The organism is Mesorhizobium sp. B4-1-3 (assembly GCF_006439355.1).
In the GTDB taxonomy this organism is placed as follows: Bacteria; Pseudomonadota; Alphaproteobacteria; order Rhizobiales; family Rhizobiaceae; genus Mesorhizobium.
This window is the reverse complement of the sequence record NZ_VFTG01000022.1, coordinates 52,880-70,451: the sequence shown is the minus strand read 5'-3', so window position 1 is coordinate 70,451 and position 17,572 is coordinate 52,880. Positions and strand designations below refer to the sequence as shown.

At 62.2% G+C, this 17,572-nt stretch carries 17 protein-coding genes and 1 pseudogene; 14 read left to right on the top strand and 4 right to left on the bottom strand.

What is annotated here, in order from left to right; genetic code table 11:
* Positions 1-70: 70 nt before the first annotated feature.
* The 4 genes and pseudogenes from FJW06_RS23250 (at position 71) to FJW06_RS23235 (ending at position 3,911) form a co-directional block, all read left to right on the top strand.
* Positions 71-1,336 carry a ribulose-bisphosphate carboxylase large subunit family protein gene (locus FJW06_RS23250; protein ID WP_140754871.1) on the top strand — a complete coding sequence of 422 codons (1,266 nt, stop codon included), beginning with the start codon at positions 71-73 and terminating at the stop codon, positions 1,334-1,336.
* A gap of 38 nt (positions 1,337-1,374) precedes the next feature.
* Positions 1,375-2,220 carry a phosphogluconate dehydrogenase C-terminal domain-containing protein gene (locus FJW06_RS23245; protein ID WP_140754869.1) on the top strand — a complete coding sequence of 282 codons (846 nt, stop codon included), beginning with the start codon at positions 1,375-1,377 and terminating at the stop codon, positions 2,218-2,220.
* Positions 2,221-2,280: 60 nt separating this feature from the next.
* Positions 2,281-3,081 carry a sugar phosphate isomerase/epimerase gene (locus FJW06_RS23240; RefSeq protein ID WP_140754867.1) on the top strand — a complete coding sequence of 267 codons (801 nt, stop codon included), beginning with the start codon at positions 2,281-2,283 and terminating at the stop codon, positions 3,079-3,081.
* A 504-nt stretch (positions 3,082-3,585) separates the two neighbouring features.
* Positions 3,586-3,911 (top strand): annotated as a pseudogene (locus tag FJW06_RS23235) (DUF736 domain-containing protein).
* A gap of 374 nt (positions 3,912-4,285) precedes the next feature.
* Here the strand turns inward: FJW06_RS23235 and dgoD are convergent.
* A complete protein-coding gene (dgoD, locus tag FJW06_RS23230; protein WP_140754865.1) occupies positions 4,286-5,434 on the bottom strand; it encodes a galactonate dehydratase in 1,149 nt (382 codons plus the stop codon).
* 14 nt (positions 5,435-5,448) lie between these two features.
* On the bottom strand, positions 5,449-6,168 hold the full coding sequence (locus FJW06_RS23225) for a FadR/GntR family transcriptional regulator (protein ID WP_140754913.1): 720 nt from the start codon (positions 6,166-6,168) through the stop codon (positions 5,449-5,451).
* Positions 6,169-6,409: 241 nt separating this feature from the next.
* Here FJW06_RS23225 and FJW06_RS23220 point away from each other — a divergent pair, with 241 nt between their 5' ends.
* The 10 genes from FJW06_RS23220 to FJW06_RS30710 all read left to right on the top strand — a co-directional run bounded on the left by FJW06_RS23220 (position 6,410) and on the right by FJW06_RS30710 (position 15,594).
* Positions 6,410-7,402 (top strand): arabinose ABC transporter substrate-binding protein, encoded by a 993-nt coding sequence (locus FJW06_RS23220; protein WP_140754863.1) that lies wholly within the window; start codon positions 6,410-6,412, stop codon positions 7,400-7,402.
* A gap of 72 nt (positions 7,403-7,474) precedes the next feature.
* Entirely contained in the window at positions 7,475-8,986 is a 1,512-nt protein-coding gene (gene araG / locus FJW06_RS23215; RefSeq protein WP_140754861.1) for an L-arabinose ABC transporter ATP-binding protein AraG, read from the top strand.
* 9 nt (positions 8,987-8,995) lie between these two features.
* Positions 8,996-9,946 (top strand): L-arabinose ABC transporter permease AraH, encoded by a 951-nt coding sequence (araH, locus tag FJW06_RS23210; RefSeq protein WP_140754859.1) that lies wholly within the window; start codon positions 8,996-8,998, stop codon positions 9,944-9,946.
* On the top strand, positions 9,943-10,707 hold the full coding sequence (locus FJW06_RS23205) for an SDR family oxidoreductase (protein WP_140754857.1): 765 nt from the start codon (positions 9,943-9,945) through the stop codon (positions 10,705-10,707). The genes araH and FJW06_RS23205 overlap by 4 nt, the downstream gene beginning before the upstream one ends.
* Positions 10,708-10,733: 26 nt before the next feature.
* Positions 10,734-12,041 (top strand): ABC transporter substrate-binding protein, encoded by a 1,308-nt coding sequence (locus FJW06_RS23200; protein ID WP_181178519.1) that lies wholly within the window; start codon positions 10,734-10,736, stop codon positions 12,039-12,041.
* A 71-nt stretch (positions 12,042-12,112) separates the two neighbouring features.
* Positions 12,113-12,970, top strand: coding sequence for a sugar ABC transporter permease (locus tag FJW06_RS23195; protein WP_181178518.1), 858 nt, complete (start codon positions 12,113-12,115; stop codon positions 12,968-12,970).
* On the top strand, positions 12,970-13,824 hold the full coding sequence (locus FJW06_RS23190; RefSeq protein WP_140754851.1) for a carbohydrate ABC transporter permease: 855 nt from the start codon (positions 12,970-12,972) through the stop codon (positions 13,822-13,824). The genes FJW06_RS23195 and FJW06_RS23190 overlap by 1 nt, the downstream gene beginning before the upstream one ends.
* A 2-nt stretch (positions 13,825-13,826) precedes the next feature.
* Positions 13,827-14,726, top strand: a complete 900-nt coding sequence (locus FJW06_RS23185) for an aldose 1-epimerase (protein WP_140754849.1) — start codon at positions 13,827-13,829, stop codon at positions 14,724-14,726.
* Entirely contained in the window at positions 14,723-15,259 is a 537-nt protein-coding gene (locus FJW06_RS30715; protein WP_181178517.1) for an SMP-30/gluconolactonase/LRE family protein, read from the top strand. Before FJW06_RS23185 ends, FJW06_RS30715 begins: the two co-directional genes overlap by 4 nt.
* Positions 15,151-15,594, top strand: coding sequence for an SMP-30/gluconolactonase/LRE family protein (locus tag FJW06_RS30710; RefSeq protein WP_181178516.1), 444 nt, complete (start codon positions 15,151-15,153; stop codon positions 15,592-15,594). The genes FJW06_RS30715 and FJW06_RS30710 overlap by 109 nt, the downstream gene beginning before the upstream one ends.
* Before the next feature lie 217 nt (positions 15,595-15,811).
* Here the strand turns inward: FJW06_RS30710 and FJW06_RS23175 are convergent, their stop codons facing one another.
* Together FJW06_RS23175 and FJW06_RS23170 are read right to left on the bottom strand one after the other, a co-directional pair.
* Positions 15,812-16,177 (bottom strand): response regulator, encoded by a 366-nt coding sequence (locus FJW06_RS23175; protein ID WP_140754845.1) that lies wholly within the window; start codon positions 16,175-16,177, stop codon positions 15,812-15,814.
* The gene (locus FJW06_RS23170; RefSeq protein ID WP_181178514.1) at positions 16,174-17,571 is read right to left on the bottom strand and encodes a PAS domain S-box protein; all 1,398 of its coding nucleotides are present in this window, start codon (positions 17,569-17,571) and stop codon (positions 16,174-16,176) included. Before FJW06_RS23170 ends, FJW06_RS23175 begins: the two co-directional genes overlap by 4 nt.
* Position 17,572: the final 1 nt, after the last annotated feature.

Here is a 17,572-nt window from a genome sequence, read left to right as displayed (position 1 = left end):
AGTCATATGATGACATGATATCTTTTTGCTGCTAACGCTGCCTTCTGTCATCCCGAAGGACGTCCAGAGCTTGACCGATCGAATCTTCGCCACCTATCTCCTCGAAACCCGCTACCCACTAGACGTTGCGGCAGCCGCAATGGCGGGCGAACAATCAAGTGGGACTTTCCGGGCTATTCCGGGAGAGACTCCGCAACTGTTGGAGCGATTTGGGGCACGTGTTGAATTCATCGACGACGTCGTGGAGGTAGAAAACGAAGCGCTGCCGTTTTCGCGTCCGCCGCCTGCCGCGAAAGCCTCTAAACCACGCCGCGCGAGGGTCGGACTTTCCTGGAACATCGAGAATACCGGCACCGTCCTTGCTTCGGTGTGGTCAACGGTTCTCGGAAACTTATTCGAACTGCATCATTTCTCGGCCATGCGGCTGCTCGATGTCACCTTTCCTGACGTCTTCGCGGATGCCTACCCGGGTCCCGCCTTCGCCGTCGAGGGAACACGCCGTCTGACAGGTGTGGAAGGGCGCCCCTTGATAGGCACGATCATCAAGCCGAGCGTCGGTCTCACACCGCAAGATACGGCCGCTCTTGCCGATATGCTGATTGCCGCAGGCGTCGATTTCATCAAGGACGACGAACTGATGGGAGATCCTCCGCACTCGCCGTTTGAGCCCCGATTTGAAGCGGTCATGGCGGTGATAGACAGGCATGCGGATAGAACCGGCCGCAAGGTGATGTACGCGGCCAACATCTCGGGAGATGTCGACGCAATGCGGCGTCAGTTGGACCTGATCGAGCGGCGCGGCGGAAGTTGCGCGATGCTGGTCTTGAACTCGGTCGGTCTATCCGGCGTCATCGAAGTGCGCCGACATTCCTCCGTTGCTCTTCATGGCCACCGCGCAGGCTGGGGCCTCTTCAGCCGCTCTCCCGACCTCGGCATGAGCTATCTCGCCTATCAGAAATTCTGGCGGCTGGCGGGGATCGACCACATGCACGTCAATGGTCTGTCCAACAAATTTTGTGAGCAGGATGAGTCCGTGATGGCCTCGGCCCGCGCCTGCTTGACCCCAATGTTCGCGCGCGCAAGCCGGCCCGATACGGTTATGCCGGTGTTTTCGTCTGGACAGACCGCGGTCCAGGCGGCTGACACTTTCGGCAGGCTCGGCTGCAACGATTTCATCTATTGCTGCGGTGGCGGCATCATGGCGCATCCAGGCGGGCCGGGTGCAGGTGTGCGAAGCCTGCATGATGCTTTTGACGCGGCGGCCGCGGGCATCCTTGCGCGTGATTATGCCGCCACGCACCCTGAACTCGAGGCCGCGCTGCAGGCGTTCGGCTGACTTGGCGCCGTCGGCGCACCATCATGGGAGGAAAGCTAATGACAACATCGGTTGCGGTGCTTGGAGCAGGGGGGAAGATGGGCTTCCGCGCGACCCGCAAGCTGATCGAAGCGGGCTACGACGTCCGAGCCGTGGAAATCGGCGAGGTCGGCCGTAACAGGCTCGCGGAAGCCAGTATTACCGCTGTCGCAATGGAACAGGGCATTCCTGGTGCGAAGGTCGTGGTGATGGCCTTGCCGGACAATGTGATCGGTCAGGTGGCGCGGCAGATCTCGTCGATACTCGTGAGAGGCACCATGCTTCTCATTCTCGATGCGGCGGCCCCTTATGCCGGGGATCTGCCGAAGGATCGGCCGGATCTAACCTATTTTGTCGGCCATCCCTGCCATCCCCCCCTGTTCAATGACGAAACGGAGTGGGCGGCTCGCCGCGACTATCATGGCGGCGTGGCTAAGCAATCGATCGTCTGCGCCCTGATGCAAGGGCCAGAAGAGCACTACACGCTTGGCGAGGAAGTGTGCAAAGCGATGTGGTCACCGATCATTGAAAGTCATCGGCTTACGGTGGAGCAATTGGCAATCCTTGAGCCTGGTCTATCCGAAATGGTTGCGATGCCGTTCGTCGACACCATGGTCGAGGCAGTCGAAGAGTGCGAGCGCAAATATGGCATTCCGAGAAAGGCCGCTCTCGACTTTCTGATTGGCCATCTCAATGTCGAGATCGCAATGTGGTTCGGTTATTCGCCGAAAGTGCCGTCGGATGCGGCGCTGCGTCTGATGCGTTTCGCCAAGGGCGTCGTGGTCCGCGACGATTGGCGAGACGCCCTGTCGCCGGCCAAGGTGAAGGAAGCCTCCGAACTGATCGTATATGGCAAGGGAGTCTGAGCACTGCCTTCGACGCCTCGGGTCATATCGGTATCCACCGCGCTCTTTGATGGCTATTCCATGGAACTGGCCATCCAAGAAATCGCGCAGGCTGGCGCCATGCATGTCGAGCCGGCCTTCATTCGCGGCTATATCGATTTCGAGGAGGGCATGTTCACCAGCACGAACGCCTCGAGGCTGAGAGCAATGGCAGAAACCGCCGGGCTTGGCATCAAGGCAGTATCGGCTCATCTTGACCTGTCTGGACCAGAAGCGGTGGATGAGCTATCCCGGCGCATCAACTTTGCTGGCGCTCTCGGCGCGTCCTTCCTGATTACCAATGCCGGCCCGATGACGAAAAGGGCGGGCATACGGAGGGCGATCGATGCCGTTCTGCCGAGGCTGGAGCAATCCGGTGTCACTCTTGCGCTCGAGAACCCCGGCCACGGCAGGGGCGATTTACTTGGCAATGCTCGAATGGGAGCAGGCTTCGTACGCGAAATCGGATCGCGCCAAGTCTGCCTGAATCACGACGCAGGAAACGTCTTCACCTATAGCCATGAGGCAACGCAGCCTGCAGAAGATATCGGGGCAGCCATCGACACGATTGGTCATGCACATCTCAAGGGCGTTGTCAGCCGCGATGCAGGATGGACGTTCTGTGCTCTCGGCAATGGCGCCGTCGATTACCTGAAATACTGGCGAATGCTCCCCCCGGCGCTTCCAGTCAGCATCGAAATGCCATTGCGATTGGAGCGCCCTCAGCACCGCGACCCGCAACGACGAAATACGCCTGTCGATATGCCGACCATTCGGGCCGCGCTACAGGAGTCACTGCGTTTCGTGAATGCGCTGGAGGCCGCCAGGAACAGCGCCATGTGAACCCGGACTGTCTGTCCAAGCGATGTCGATCCAGCCGTTCCGAATGGCTGCTGTCGCATGTGCCAGGTCTGAAGCTGTCGGTTTGCATTGGCCCGAAATAAGACATTCATGGTCGTCCGTCATGGCCGCTTGTCACCGGGTAGATAAAGGCTTTGATGTAGGCAAGCCAGTGTAGCTCGCTCCTTGGAGAACCAATCCGCTCTGTTTCTGAGCCACCATGCCGTCACTGCCTCCTTCTTCCATTTCTCAGAGCGCACCAACGACGTCTCGAACGGGCTGATCTGGCCGAAGGACGGCTGAAGCCTCGACCGCCTATACCGCAATGGTGCGTCGCGCGTTTCTTCCCCTGGGCGAAGCCCATTCCTCGCGCAATCAAGAAACGCGCGCCTGCGCCATCCTGCGCTTTGCTGCGGTCGCAAGCGATGCGGCGGCGGTCGCCTTCGGCCTCACGATCGCCATCGAGGCCGCATGGTGCGGGCTCGGAAACGAAAAACGGAGACTGAAATGGCTACCATCGGCACCTTCAAGAAGACCAATGCGAACGAGTTCACCGGCGAGATCGTCACCCTTAGCGTCCAGGCCAAGGGCGTGCGCATCGTCCCGACACCCGGGCCAGCGGCGAGAACGCGCCAAGCCACCGCGTGGTGGTCGGTAAGGTCGAGATCGGCGCCGCCTGGTCCAAGCGCTCCAACGACGGCCGCGATTATCTCGGGCTAAAGCTCGACGATCCGAGCTTCACCGCTCCCATCTACGCCAACCTCTTCGCCGACGAGGAAGGCGAGGGCCACAGCCTCATCTGGTCCCGCCCCAACCGCCGCAGCGGCGAGTGAATCGGCAGACGCCTCGCCCGATATCGGGCGAGGCGTCCTCTGATGCTGACTGCGAAACGTTGCTACGATTGATCAGAACGGCTGGCGAGCCGGACGCCCGCACCACCACCGTTCTCCGGGATGAACTGAATGCCTGCGGATTCGAGTGCGCGTCGCAATGCGTCAATGGTCACCCTGTTTGCACTTATTGGACCGGTCAGAGGCTCTAGTCGTTTGATCGTAGCGAGCGAGACCTTGAACCGTTCCGCAAAGCACGTGCGGCTCGAATTTGTCCGCTTGTGAGTTCATCTATACCAAAAGTATCATTTGATGCCTTAGGGCTTGATTTTTGTCTGCGTTGCCTCGCAAACCAATCCTTCCGAATCTTGGCCGGCCTACCACTCGGCGAATGAGCCGTCCTTGTGGCGCCAGACCGGATTGCGCCAGCGGTGCCCTTCCTTGGCGCGCTCCTTGACATAATCTTCGTCGATCTCGACGCCCAGTCCGGGTCCCTCGGGAATTGCGACATAGCCGTCCTGATAGCGGAACACGTCCTTGTTGGCGGCGTAGTCGAGCAGGTCATTGCCGGTGTTATAGTGGATGCCGAGGCTCTGCTCCTGGATGAAGCAGTTGTAGCTTACGGCGTCGAGCTGCAGGCATGCGGCCAGCGCGATCGGCCCAAGCGGGCAGTGCGGCGCCACAGCCACGTCATAGGCTTCGGCCATCGCCGCGATCTTGCGGCATTCGGTGATGCCGCCGGCATGCGAGAGATCCGGCTGGATGATGTCGACCACCGCTTCCTCAAATACCGATTTGAAGTCCCACCGGCTGTAGAGCCGTTCGCCGAGCGCGATCGGCGTCGAGCCGAGCGCGGCGATCTCCTTCAGCGCCTCGCGGTTTTCGCTGAGCACCGGCTCTTCGATGAACATCAGCCGGTATGGCTCCAGCTCCTTGACCAGGATGCGTGCCATCGGCCGGTGCACGCGGCCGTGGAAATCGACGGCGATGCCGATATTCGGCCCGACCGCCTCGCGGACCATGGCGACCCGCTCGACCGCAGCATCGATCCTGTCATGGCTGTCGACGATCTGCAGCTCCTCGGTGCCGTTCATCTTGAGGGCCTGGAAGCCGCGCGCCACCATATCCCTAGCGCCGGCCGCCACTTCCGCCGGCCGGTCGCCGCCGATCCAGGAATAGACCCTGATCGTCTCGCGCAGCCTGCCGCCGAGCAATTCATGCACCGGCACGCCGAGCGCCTTGCCCTTGATGTCCCACAGCGCCTGGTCAATGCCGGCAATGGCGCTCATCAGGATCGGCCCGCCGCGATAGAAGCCGCCGCGATGCATCACCGTCCAATGATCCTCGATCAAACGCGGATCCTTGCCGATCAGATAGTCGGCCAGTTCCTTGACCGCCGCTTCGACCGTCAGCGCCTTGCCTTCGACCACCGGCTCGCCCCAGCCGCTGATGCCGGCATCGGTCTCGATCTTGAGGAACAGCCAGCGCGGCGGAACGATATAGGTGGTCAGAGCGGTGATCTTCATGCGGCCGGCCGGTCTCAGTTGTTTTTCAGTTTCTTGGCGCTGACGAGGTCGCGCGCGGCAAGGTCGAGGATCTTGTTCGCCGCATTGCGCGCGGCGACGGCGTCGCGCATGCGCAGCGCCTCGACCACCTCGCCGTGAGCCGCCGCCGCTTCCCTGCGCCTGACCGGCGAGATCGTTGCGGTGGCTTCCAGCGAAAACAACAGCGCCGTGTCGATCAGCTTGCCGATCTGGCGGAAGATCGGGTTGTGGCTCGCACCATAGACGATCTGGTGGAAGACGATGTCGGAGCGCGAGAACTGCGTCAGGTCCTCGCCTGCGCCGGCCATGCCTTGCCAGGCCACTTCGAGATCGGCGATCTCCTGCAGCGTCGCGCGCGTTGCCGCAAGTTCGGCGACCAGCGGCTCGATGGCGCGGCGGGTTTCCAGGATCGCGTCGAACAGCTTGTCGTCCAGCGCATGCGGCACATGCCAGGCCAGCACCTGCGGGTCGATGATGTTCCAGTTGTCCTGGTCGCACACCACCGTGCCGACGCGTGGCCGGGACAGCACCAGCCCCTTGGCCGCCAGCACTTTCAGCGCTTCGCGGATGACGGTGCGGCTGACGCCATATTCGATGCCGAGATCGTTCTCGGTCGGCAACGACGACCCGGCCGGATAGCGTCCGGAGAATATGTCGGAGGCAATCGCCTCGGTCACGTCGGGCATGACGCGCGGACGGCGAGCCGTCTCGCGCATTGGCGTGTCCTCGTCAGCCTTTTTCGGTGTTTCGTTCACCTCAGCCCCTCCTCCAAGGCAGCGAACCCTTCGGTTTGCGCGCAATTGGTCCGGCCTTAGCGGATGCGAGTGATTTGCGCCAGCGACTACTTATCGGACTACCTATCTTATTTATCATACCAGATCAATTGACGGGTATGATAAAATTGATTACACACTGGCAATCCGGGCTGAGCGCTCGGCTGTTTGCTGGGAGGTAATCATGCGACTTTTGAAAACCGCGCTCGTCGCGGGTGCTCTCGCCGTCTTGTCGGTCACCCCGATCGCGTCGGCCTACGCTCAGGACACCAAGATCGGCTTCATCGTCAAACAGCCGGAGGAGCCTTGGTTCCAGGACGAATGGAAGTTCGCCGACCAGGCCGCCAAGGAAAAGGGTTTCACTCTCGTCAAGATCGGCGCCGAGGACGGCGAGAAGCTGATGTCGGCGATCGACAATCTGGGCGCTCAAGGAGCGCAAGGCTTCGTCGTCTGCACGCCGGACGTGAAGCTCGGTCCCGGCATCGTCGCCAAGGCGGCCGCCAACAATCTCAAGCTGATGACGGTCGATGACCGCCTCGTCGGTGCCGACGGTAAGCCGCTGGAGGATGTGCCGCATATGGGCATCTCCGCCACCAAGATCGGCGAGGCCGTGGGTCAGGCCATCGTCGACGAAATGAAGGCGCGCGGCTGGAAGATGGACGAGGTCGGCGCGATCCGCGTTTCGTATGACCAGCTGCCGACCGCCGTCGATCGTGTTGAAGGCGCGATCTCGGTGCTGAAGGCCGCCGGCTTCAAGGCCGAAAACATCTTCGACGCGCCGCAGGCCAAGACCGACACGGAAGCCGCGCTCAATGCCGCGACCGTGGTGCTCAACGCCCATGCCGATATCAAGAAGTGGATTGCCTTCGGCCTCAATGACGAGGCGGTGCTCGGCGCCGTGCGCGCTTCCGAAAGCGTCGGCATTCCGGCGGACGGCATGATCGGCGTCGGCATCGGCGGCGCGGAATCGGCGATCAACGAGTTCAAGAAGCCCGCCGCCACCGGCTTCGTCGGCACGGTGATCATCTCGCCCAAGCGCCACGGCTACGAGACGGCGCTCAACATGTATGACTGGATCGCCAACAACAAGGAGCCGGCGAAGCTCACGCTGACCTCCGGCGCGCTGGCCAAGCGCGACGATTACCAGAAGGTGCGCAAGGACCTCGGCATCGAATAGTCCTCCCTGCACAAACGGGCGGCGGCTTGATGCCGCCGCCTGTTTGGCATGCTCAAGAAGGATCGAAGCCCAGTGTCCTTTCTCGAATTCTCCAACATCACCAAGACCTATCCGGGCGTCAAAGCCTTGTCGGATGTGTCGTTCGGCGTCGAAAAAGGCGCGGTGCACGGATTGATGGGCGAGAACGGCGCCGGCAAATCGACCCTCATCAAGATCCTGTCCGGCGACCAGCATGCCGATGCCGGCGAGATAAGCATCGACGGCAAGATCCAGGTCTACGCCTCGACCCGGGACGCCTTCGACAATGGAGTCATCGTCATCCACCAGGAATTGCAGCTGGTCCCCGAGCTGAGCGTCGCCGAGAATCTCAGCCTCGGACGCTTTCCGGCAAGCGCCGGCGTCATCGCCCGCCGCCGCATGCTCGACGATGTCGGCGCCAAGCTGAAATCGGCCGGCATCGACATCGACATGCGCCGCAAGGTCAAGACGCTTTCGATCGGCGAACGCCAGATGGTCGAGATCGCCAAGGCGGTGATGCTCGATGCGCGCGTCATCGCGCTCGACGAGCCAACCTCATCGCTGTCGTCCCGCGAAAGCGAGATACTGTTTAAGCTGATCGACCGGCTGCGCGGCGAGGGCAAGGTCATCCTCTATGTCTCGCACCGCCTCGACGAGGTGTTCCGGCTCTGCGACAGCCTGACGGTGCTGCGCGACGGCAAGCTCGCCGCGCATCATCAATCATTGAAAGATGTCACGCGCGATCAGGTCGTGGCCGAAATGGTCGGCCGCGAGATTTCCGACATCTGGGGTTTTCGTCCGCGCAAGGCGGGAGAGGTTCGCCTCAAGGTCGACAATCTAAGCGGCGCCAGGCTGCGCACGCCGGCAAGCTTCGAAGCCCGCGCCGGCGAGATTGTCGGCTTCTTCGGCCTCATCGGTGCCGGACGCTCGGAGCTGATGCGGCTGGTCTTCGGCGCCGACCCGCGTTCGGGCGGCACGATCACGGTCGACGGCAAGGCGGTTGCCGCCGCAAGCCCGCATGACGCGATCAGGGCCGGCGTCGTGCTCTGTTCCGAAGACCGCAAGCATGACGGCATCATCCAGGGCCGCTCGATCGAAGAGAACATCAACATCTCGTCCAGGCGCCATCACACGCGCTTCGGTATGCTTAGCCGGACCAGCGAGATCGCGACAGCCGAAACCTTCATCAAGAAGCTCAAGGTGCGCACGCCGTCGCGCAAGCAGGACATCGTCAATCTCTCGGGCGGCAACCAGCAGAAGGTCATCCTCGGCCGCTGGCTGTCGGAGCAGAACATCTGCGTGCTCATCGTCGACGAGCCGACGCGCGGCATCGATGTCGGCGCCAAATCGGAGATCTACGAGCTGCTCTACCGACTGGCCGAGGAGGGCATGGCGATTGTCGTCGTCTCCTCCGAGCTGCCGGAAGTGATGGGCATTTGCGACCGCATCCTGGTGATGTGCGGCGGGCGCATCAACGCCGAGCTCGCGCGCGACCAGTTTGCCGAAAAGGCGATCCTGGCCGCGGCGCTCCCCGACAAGAAAACCCCCGACGCGATCGCATCCTGAGGACTTCTAATGACCGGTCGACTGAAGAAGGTCCTGCTCGGCGAACAAGGCCTCGTCGTCATCTTCATCGTCGCCTTCGCGCTGGTGTCGCTGCTCGTGCCGAACTTCCTCACCGACCGCAACATGCTTGGCCTGCTTCAGTCCGTGGTCACCGTCGGCATCGTTGCCTGCACGATGATGTTCTGCCTCGCGGCGCGCGACTTCGACCTGTCGGTCGGCTCTATCGTCGCCTTCGCCGGCATGGTCGCTGTGATGGCCTCGAACGCAACCGGCTCGATCCTGCTCGGCCTCATCGCGGCGATCGTCTGCGGCGCCGTCGTCGGCTGGGTCAACGGCGTCGTCATCGCCAAGTTCCGCATCAACGCCCTGATCACGACTTTGGCCACCATGCAGATCGTGCGCGGTTTCGCGCTGATCTCGTCGGGCGGTAGAGCGGTGGGCATCAACAGCCCGGATTTCTATCAGCTTGCCTTGTCGAAGCTGCTCGGCATACCGACGCCGATCTGGGTGCTGGCGGTGCTCTTCGCCATTTTCGGCTTTGTGCTTAACAGCACCGTCTTCGGCAAGAACACGCTGGCCATCGGCGGCAATCCGGAGGCTTCGCGCCTTGCCGGCGTCAATGTCGACCGGACGCGCATCTGGATCTTCACGCTCCAGGGCGTGGTCTGCGGCATCGCAGGCATCCTGCTTGCCTCGCGCATCACCTCCGGCCAGCCCAACGCCGCGGTGGGCTTAGAGCTTTCGGTCATCTCGGCCTGCGTGCTCGGCGGCGTCTCGCTTGCCGGCGGCAGGGCTACGATGTCGGGCGTCATCGTCGGCGTGTTGATCATGGGCATCGCCGAGAACGCCATGAACCTGCTCAACATCCCGGCCTTCTACCAATACATCGTCAGAGGCGTGATCCTGCTCCTGGCCGTGCTCCTCGACAATCTGCGTTCTTCGGCATTGGGGCGGCGCTGATGGGACGTCTCTCCGGAAAACGCATCTTCCTCACCGGTGCCGCGCAAGGCATCGGCTACGCCATCGCCGAGGCCTGCCTGCGCGAGCAGGCCGCGCTGTTCCTGGTCGACCGCGACGCGGACCTTCTCGCCGAGAGTGCCGGCCGTCTGGGCAAGGTGGCGCATGCTGCGGCCGACATCGCCGACGCCAGGGCGATCGAGGCCTGCATGGTGGCGGCAACGCAGGCCATCGGCCCGGTCAACGCCGTCATCAACAATGCCGGTGTCAACGTCTTCTCGACGCCGCTCGACGCCACCGAGGAGGACTGGACGCGCAATCTCGACGTCAACGTGAAGGGCGCCTGGCACTGCGCCAGGGCGGCGCTGCCGGGGATGATCGGGCAGGGCGGCGGCGTGATCCTCAACATCGCCTCCACGCACGCCTTCACCATCATCCCGCACACCTTCCCCTATCCCGTCGCCAAGCATGCTCTGCTCGGCCTGACCAAATCGCTGGCGATCGAATATGCCGGCAACAATGTGCGCGTGAACGCGCTGGCGCCCGGTTATGTCGCCACCCAGAAGGTCGTCGATTACTGGAATAGTTTCGACGATCCGGAGGCTGCGCGGGCCAAGACGCTGGCGCTGCATCCGGGCGGGCGCATCGCCACGCCTGAGGAAATCGCCATGGCGGCGGTCTTTCTCGTCTCCGACGAATGCCCCTTCATCAACGCCGCCTGCCTCGTCGCGGATGGCGGCCTGAGCGTGCTTCACCACCCCTGACACAAGGCCATAGATCGGAGGAAACAATGGCAAATGATGTCTTCCTAAAATCCCTGCAGACACGCCGCCAGGCGCTTGCGCTCGTTGCCAGCGCCGCGCTGGCCGGCGCGCTGCCGCGCGGCGCCTTCGCGGCCGACGAGAAGGTCACGCTCTGGCATGGCTGGACCGGCGCCGACAACACCACCGCGCTCAACGGCGTCATCGATACCTTCAACAAGGGCGGCAAGGGGGTCACCGTCGAGCCCACTGGCTACGACTGGGATACGCTGTTCTCCAAATGGGTGGTCTCCTCGGCCGGCGGTCGCGCGCCCGACCTGGTGCTCTTCCACATCACCGAGCTGCCGGAATTCGCCACGCGCAAGGTCATCCGCCCGATCGACGACGTCGTCGCCTCGTCCGGCCTCGACCTGTCGCAGGTTCCGGATGCCGGCCGCACCGGCGTGACTTTCGACGGCAAGGTCTACGCCGCGCCGCTCGACGTGCATCCGCTCGGCTTCTACTACAATGTCGACATGGTGCGGGAGGCGGGCCTCGATCCGGCCAAGCCGCCCAAGACCGGCGAGGAATTCCTCGAATGGGCAAAGAAGCTCACGGTCAAGGACGGCAGGGGCAAGGTCACGCGCTACGGCTTCGAATTGCCGAACACCTGGGCAACGGCGCGCTGGATCTGGTTCAGCCTGATGTATCAGAACGGCGGCACTTTCCTCGACGACAAGGGCTTGGCCGCGGTCGACAGCGAGGCCTCGCGGAAGGCGCTGCAATATCTCGTCGATCTGATCAAAGTGCATGGCGTGACCAATCCCGAGGTCGGCGGCAACAAGGGCGAGGACGCCTTCGCCTCGAAGCAGGTCGCCATGAAGTTCATCGGCCCCTGGGAGGTCAATCTGCGCATGGCGCAGAAGATGAATTTCATGACCGCGCAGCTGCCGGTGTTCGGCCAGAGGGCGGCGGTCTGGGCGAACTCGCACTGCATGGCCGTGTCGAAGCAGAAAAACGACGACAAGCTCGCCGCCGACGGCACCTTCATGAAGTGGTTCTTCGACAACTTCGCAGCACCCGCCACCACCGTCGGCATCATCCCGCAGAGCAAGGCGGTGCGCGAGAGTGCGGCCTTCACCGGCACCGAGCAGTACAAATATTTCAAGTCCTTCGTCGACGACCTGCCCAACATCGTCTACGAGCCGCTGATCCCGCAATATCTCTCGGTCTTCTCCTTCGACAAGCCGACGCCGCTGGTCACCAATCTGCAGGCCGCGCTCAGCGGCTCGAAGCCGGTGCCCGACGCCTTGAAGGCGATGAAGGAAGGTCTCGACGCGCAGCTGAAGAAGGGCTGATGACATCGCTGGCATCACAGCCGGCGGGCCGTTCCAGGGCCCGCCGCGCATCGGCGCAGGAGGGAGGGGCAGTGCGCAGTGGCATGACGCTTGCCGCCTATCTCTTCCTGTCGCCCTATCTGGCGCTGTTCATCGCCTTCATGCTGTTGCCCACGCTTGCCGCCGTCGGCATCAGCTTCATGCGCTGGGATATCCTCGGCGCACCCGAATTCATCGGGCTTGACAATTACCGGCAGATCTTCGGCGATCCGCTGTTTTTGACCGCGATCAAGAATACCTTCTACTTCGTCTTCCTGACGGCGATCCCGATGGTCGTGCTCGGCCTGGCTTTGGCCATACTGCTCGACCAGAAGCTCAAGGGCACCGCTTTCGTGAGGACTGTGGTGTTCCTTCCCTATGTCGTCATGGTCTCGACCGTCGGCATCCTGTGGGGCTGGCTGTTCGACAAGGGCACCGGCCTCGTCAATTATTACCTCACCACCATCGGCCTCGAGCCCGTCGCCTGGCTCAAGGACCCGCACTGGTCGATGCCGGCTTTGGCCATCACCACCATCTGGTGGACCGTCAACACCAACATGATCATCTTCCTGGCCGCGCTGCAGGACATTTCCGAGGAATTGCATGATGCCGCCACGCTCGACGGCGCCGGCCCCTGGCAGCGCTTCGTCTACATCACCTTGCCTTTGCTGCGGCCGGCCATGGCGCTGGTCACCGCCCTCACCATCATCAATGGCTGGCGCGTCTTCGGCCAGGCCTATGTAATGACGCAGGGCGGGCCGGAGGCGAGCACCTTCGTAATCGTGCAATATATCTATCTCACCGCGTTCCAGAATTTCGAGATGGGTCCGGCCGCCGCCGCCGGCGTGGTGCTGCTCCTGATCACGCTGATCTTTTCGCTGGCCCAGATGAAGCTGATGAAGGCAATCTGATGCAGGACCGGCGCTCCAATCGAGCGGGAAAGTCGCTTGGTGGGCGCACGCTCGCCTATCTGCTGATGGTCGTCGTGACGGCGCTCTGGGGCGCGCCGATCCTGTGGATGCTGGTCACGTCGGTCAAGCCGGAAAGCGAGATCTACGCTTATCCGCCCGCCTGGATCCCGGATCACCCGACGCTGGAAGCCTATGCCGCGCTGTTTCAGCGCTTCCCCATGCTGACGTGGTTCCGCAATTCTGCCGTCGTCGGTATTCTGACGACCCTGCTGACCCTGGCCGTCGACGCGCTGGCCGCCTATCCGCTGGCGCGCATGCAGTTTCCCGGCCGCCGCATCATCATGGGCGTGATCTTCGCGACCTTTCTGCTGCCCTATGAACTCCTCTTCGTGCCGCTGTTCCTCGGCCTGAACAGCTACGGCCTGGTCGACAGCATCTTCAGCCTGACCGTGCCGGCTTCGGCCAACGCCTTCGGCGTCTTCCTGCTCACCCAGTTCTTCCAGGCCGTGCCGCGGGAATTGGAGGATGCCGCCATCATGGATGGCTGCGGCCGTTTCGGCTTCTTCTGGCGCATCCTCCTGCCGCTGACCAAGCCGGGGCTGGCCACCGTTGCGATCTTCACCTTCGTCGCCAGCTGGAACAATTTCTTCTGGCCGCTGATCGCCACCAATTCCGACGAGACGCGCACGCTTCCCGTCGGCCTGGCGACGCTGGTCGGCGGCGCCGGCATGTCGATGAAGCAGAGCGTGCTGATGGCTTCCGCCGTCGTGGCGACGCTGCCGACGGCACTCTTCTTCCTCGCCTTGCAGCGGCACTTCGTGCGCGGCATCGCCGCAACCGGCATCAAGGGCTGACGATGGCCGATATCGAGATCGCCGGCGACCGACTTCGCTGCGTGCTCTCAACGCAAGGCGGGTTGGTCTGGCGACTTGACGCCAAGCGTGGGGATGGCTGGCGGCCGCTGCTGCGCCCGCCGCCCGAAGGTTCGGTCCGCGATCCGCTGAAGGCCGGTTGTTTTCCGCTCGTCCCGTTCGGCAACAGGGTCGAAGGCAATCGCTTCCTTTTCGATCGGACCGAGTATTGTCTGAAGCCCAACACAGCCTGGGACAAGCACTACCTGCACGGCGATGGCTGGCTTGGCGACTGGACCGTCGAGGATCGCTGCGACGCCGAGGCATCGCTGTCGTTCGAATTTCTGGGAGAACCTTATCGCTATCGCGCCACGCAACGCTTCAAATGCGAAGGGGTGAGCTTCTGGGCGACCCTTGGCGTGACGAATCTCGGCGAGCGGCCGATGCCGTTCGGGCTCGGCTGGCATCCCTTTTTCCCGCTGACGCCGGCAACAACCCTCCAAGCGCCGGCCGTCGCTTATTGGACGGAGAAGGCCGGCTGGCTCCCGGACGCCCGCATCGCCATTCCCGAGAACCTGGATTTCAGCCAAGCCAAAGCGCTGCCACGGCAATGGATCAACAACGGTTTTGAGGGTTGGGACGGCACGGCGTCTATCGTCTGGCCTGAACAAGGCATGCGGCTCAGCATCGAAACCGCGCCGGCGCTTTCGCGCTATTTCCTTTTCGTCTCCGACACACAATTCGATCCAACTTACCGCGGGGACTTCTTCTGCTTGGAGCCGATGAGCCACTCGGCCAACGGCCACAACCTGCCGGAACTGGGTGGCCTGACGGTTTTAGCGCCGGGGCAGGGGGCCGAGATTTCCATGGCATTTTTGTGTGGTGCGACAGAGGATGCGGGGTGAGCAGCGTCACGGAAGTCTTCCGCTCGCGCGACAGACTTGGAGAGGTTCCGGTCTGGGATGTGGCCGAGCAGGCGCTCTATTGGGTCGACATAGAGAGCAAGCGGCTGCGCCGCTTCGACCACGCCACCGGTCAGATTCGCGAGTGGCACCTCCCCGAGCGCATTGGCTCTTACGCGCTGCGCGAAAGAGGCGGGCTGGTCTGTGCCTTCGAAAGCGGACTGGCTTTCTTCGATCCGGCTACCGAAAAGATCGATTGGATCGCCAGGCCCGAAGCGCACATCCCCACCAACCGCTTCAACGACGGCAAATGCGACCGCAAGGGCCGGTTCTGGGCCGGCACGATGGACGACAATCTCAAGGACCACAGCGCGTCGCTTTATCGGCTCGATCCCGACTTGCAGGTGACGCGCCTGGCGGGTGGAATTTGCATCTCCAATTCGTTGGTCTGGAGCCTCGACACAGCATTTTCTATTTCGCCGATACGCCGGATAACGCGATCTACGCCTACGACTACGATCACGACGCCGGCATGATCGCCAATCGCCGGCTCTTCGCTTCGACCGCCGATCAGCCCGGAACGCCTGACGGCTCGACGATCGACGAACATGGCTATCTGTGGAACGCGCAATGGGACGGCTGGCGCCTGATACGTTATGCGCCGGACGGCTCGATAGACTGGGTCGTCGAACTGCCGGTGCAACGTCCATCGAGCTGCATGTTCGGCGGCCCGGACCTTGCGACGCTCTATGTGACTTCCGCCATTTGGGATTCCAGCGAGGCCGATCTGCGGGCTCAGCCGATGGCCGGCTCGTTGCTGGCGCTCGATGTCGGCGTGCGCGGCGTGCCGGAGCCGCGCTTCGCCGGCTGACGAAGGGATATTCCTGCGGAGCGCACTCCGACCAGCGGCAGCACGATTCGCGGCTCATAAAAAGCCCCGTCCAGCAACTGGGTGCCAGGACAAGAGCTGTTCAAAAATCGTTCGCCAAATTAGCTTGGCAGTTCAGAGAAGCCAAGCAGGCAATAATCCAGTTTGGCTCCCGCCTACGCGGCCATTTTCGATCAAGGCTGTAGGGAGAGCCCGAACGCTAGTTGCGTTCCAGAGATTCAAGGGCAACAAGCAGTTTGGTGGGATCTACCGGCTTTTGCAGGCACGGCACGCCCGTGAACTCAGCCGGAATGATGTCGGCGTCGTAGCCGGTGACAAATACAAAAGGTATTCCCCGTGCCCGGAGAGCGGAGGCTAGCACAAAGCTGGGCCCGGCGCCGAGGTTAACGTCCACCACGGCACAGTCTGCATGTTGATGATGTAGCAGCGAAAGAGCCTCCTCGGCTGCGCTGAAAGGACCCAGGACCTCGGCGCCGGCGTCCTTGAGCATCTGTTGGGTGTCGTCGGCAAGGTAGAAGTCGTCCTCGACGACCAACACTGCTCGGCCGCGCAGATGGAAACTCATGACATTGTCCCGTTCTCGTCACCGCGCTCCGCCGGCACGTCGGTCTGCAGTACGCTTTCGCTTGGCTGCAGAGGAAAGGAAATGCGGCACAGAAGGCCGGCATCGGTAAGCTGCATCTCGCCAACACCCTTTAGCTCGAATGGTACGCGTCGGGTGATCAACTCGGTGCCGAATCCTTTACGCACCGCTCCCGACGACGAAATTGCAACGCCGCTCTCCTGCCACTCCAACTCCAGCCAATCCCGACCTTCCCGCTGCTTGCGCGCCCAATGGACGTTGACTTTGCCCTGCGGAGCCCCAATGGCGCCATACTTGGCAGCGTTTGTGGTCAATTCGTGAATTGCCAAGGTCAGAACTTCAGCTGCCTTTGGCATAAGGGTGATTCGAGCCCCTGCGACTGAAACCCGGGACGGATCGGCGGCTTGCGCCAGGAGTTCGTCACGCACGATATCCTCCAATTCGACACCTTCTCCGGCTCCGCGTGTAAGCAGAGTCTGCGTGCGCGCCATGGCGGCAATCCGGCCGCTCAGCCGTTCACGAAACTCCCGGGTCGTGCCCGCCGCATCGCCTCTTTTTACGAGCGAAGCGACCATTGCCAGAACGTTGCGAACCCGATGCTGTAACTCAGCCGCAAGGACAGCCTGGCGCTCTTCGTTGCGCTTGCGTTCGGTTACGTCCTTGCCAATCTTCATGAAGCCGCGAATTGTTCCGTCATCGTTGCGAAGTGCCACGGTCTGGCCGTCAAGGAAAACCCGACCTCCATCCTTTGTTGTGTGCCATCGGATATTTGGAGCGACACCCTCGGAGCGCGCCCGGCTGAGTTCTTGTTCGGGGACACCGTTTGCCTGATCTTCAGGGGTGAAGATCGAGGAGGTGGGCTTTCCAAGCATTTCCTCCGCGCTCCAGCCGAAAATGGCGGCGGCGCCGGGCAACCAGTCGATGATGAGATCGTCGGGGTCACTGAGAATGATCGCATAGTCTCTGGCGTTCTCGACGATCAGGCGGAAGCGCTCGTTTCCGTGCTCCAGGTCGCTCAGCAATCCTCTGAGCTCGTATTGGCGCTGGCGGGCGCGCAGCGCTGCCCGCGTCGAACTCGTAAGCGTGATCGACTCCACCGGCCGTTCCAGCAGCGTGACGTTTCCGAGCGACGAAACAAGCTCGGCTCGCCAAGCCGTTATTCTTTTTTGTGGCAGATGACTTGTGAGAATAATGAAAGGAAGGTCAGACCAGACCGGCTGATTCTTTGACCAGCGGATCAAGTCTTCCAGGTCGCGTCCATACAGACCTTCTTCGGCAGCGATCACGGCAAGGCATCGCGGGCCCAACCGTTCGACCAATGTTTCATAGTCGGCACACACGACTGCCGCGATCCCGATGCGCGACAAAATCTCCACG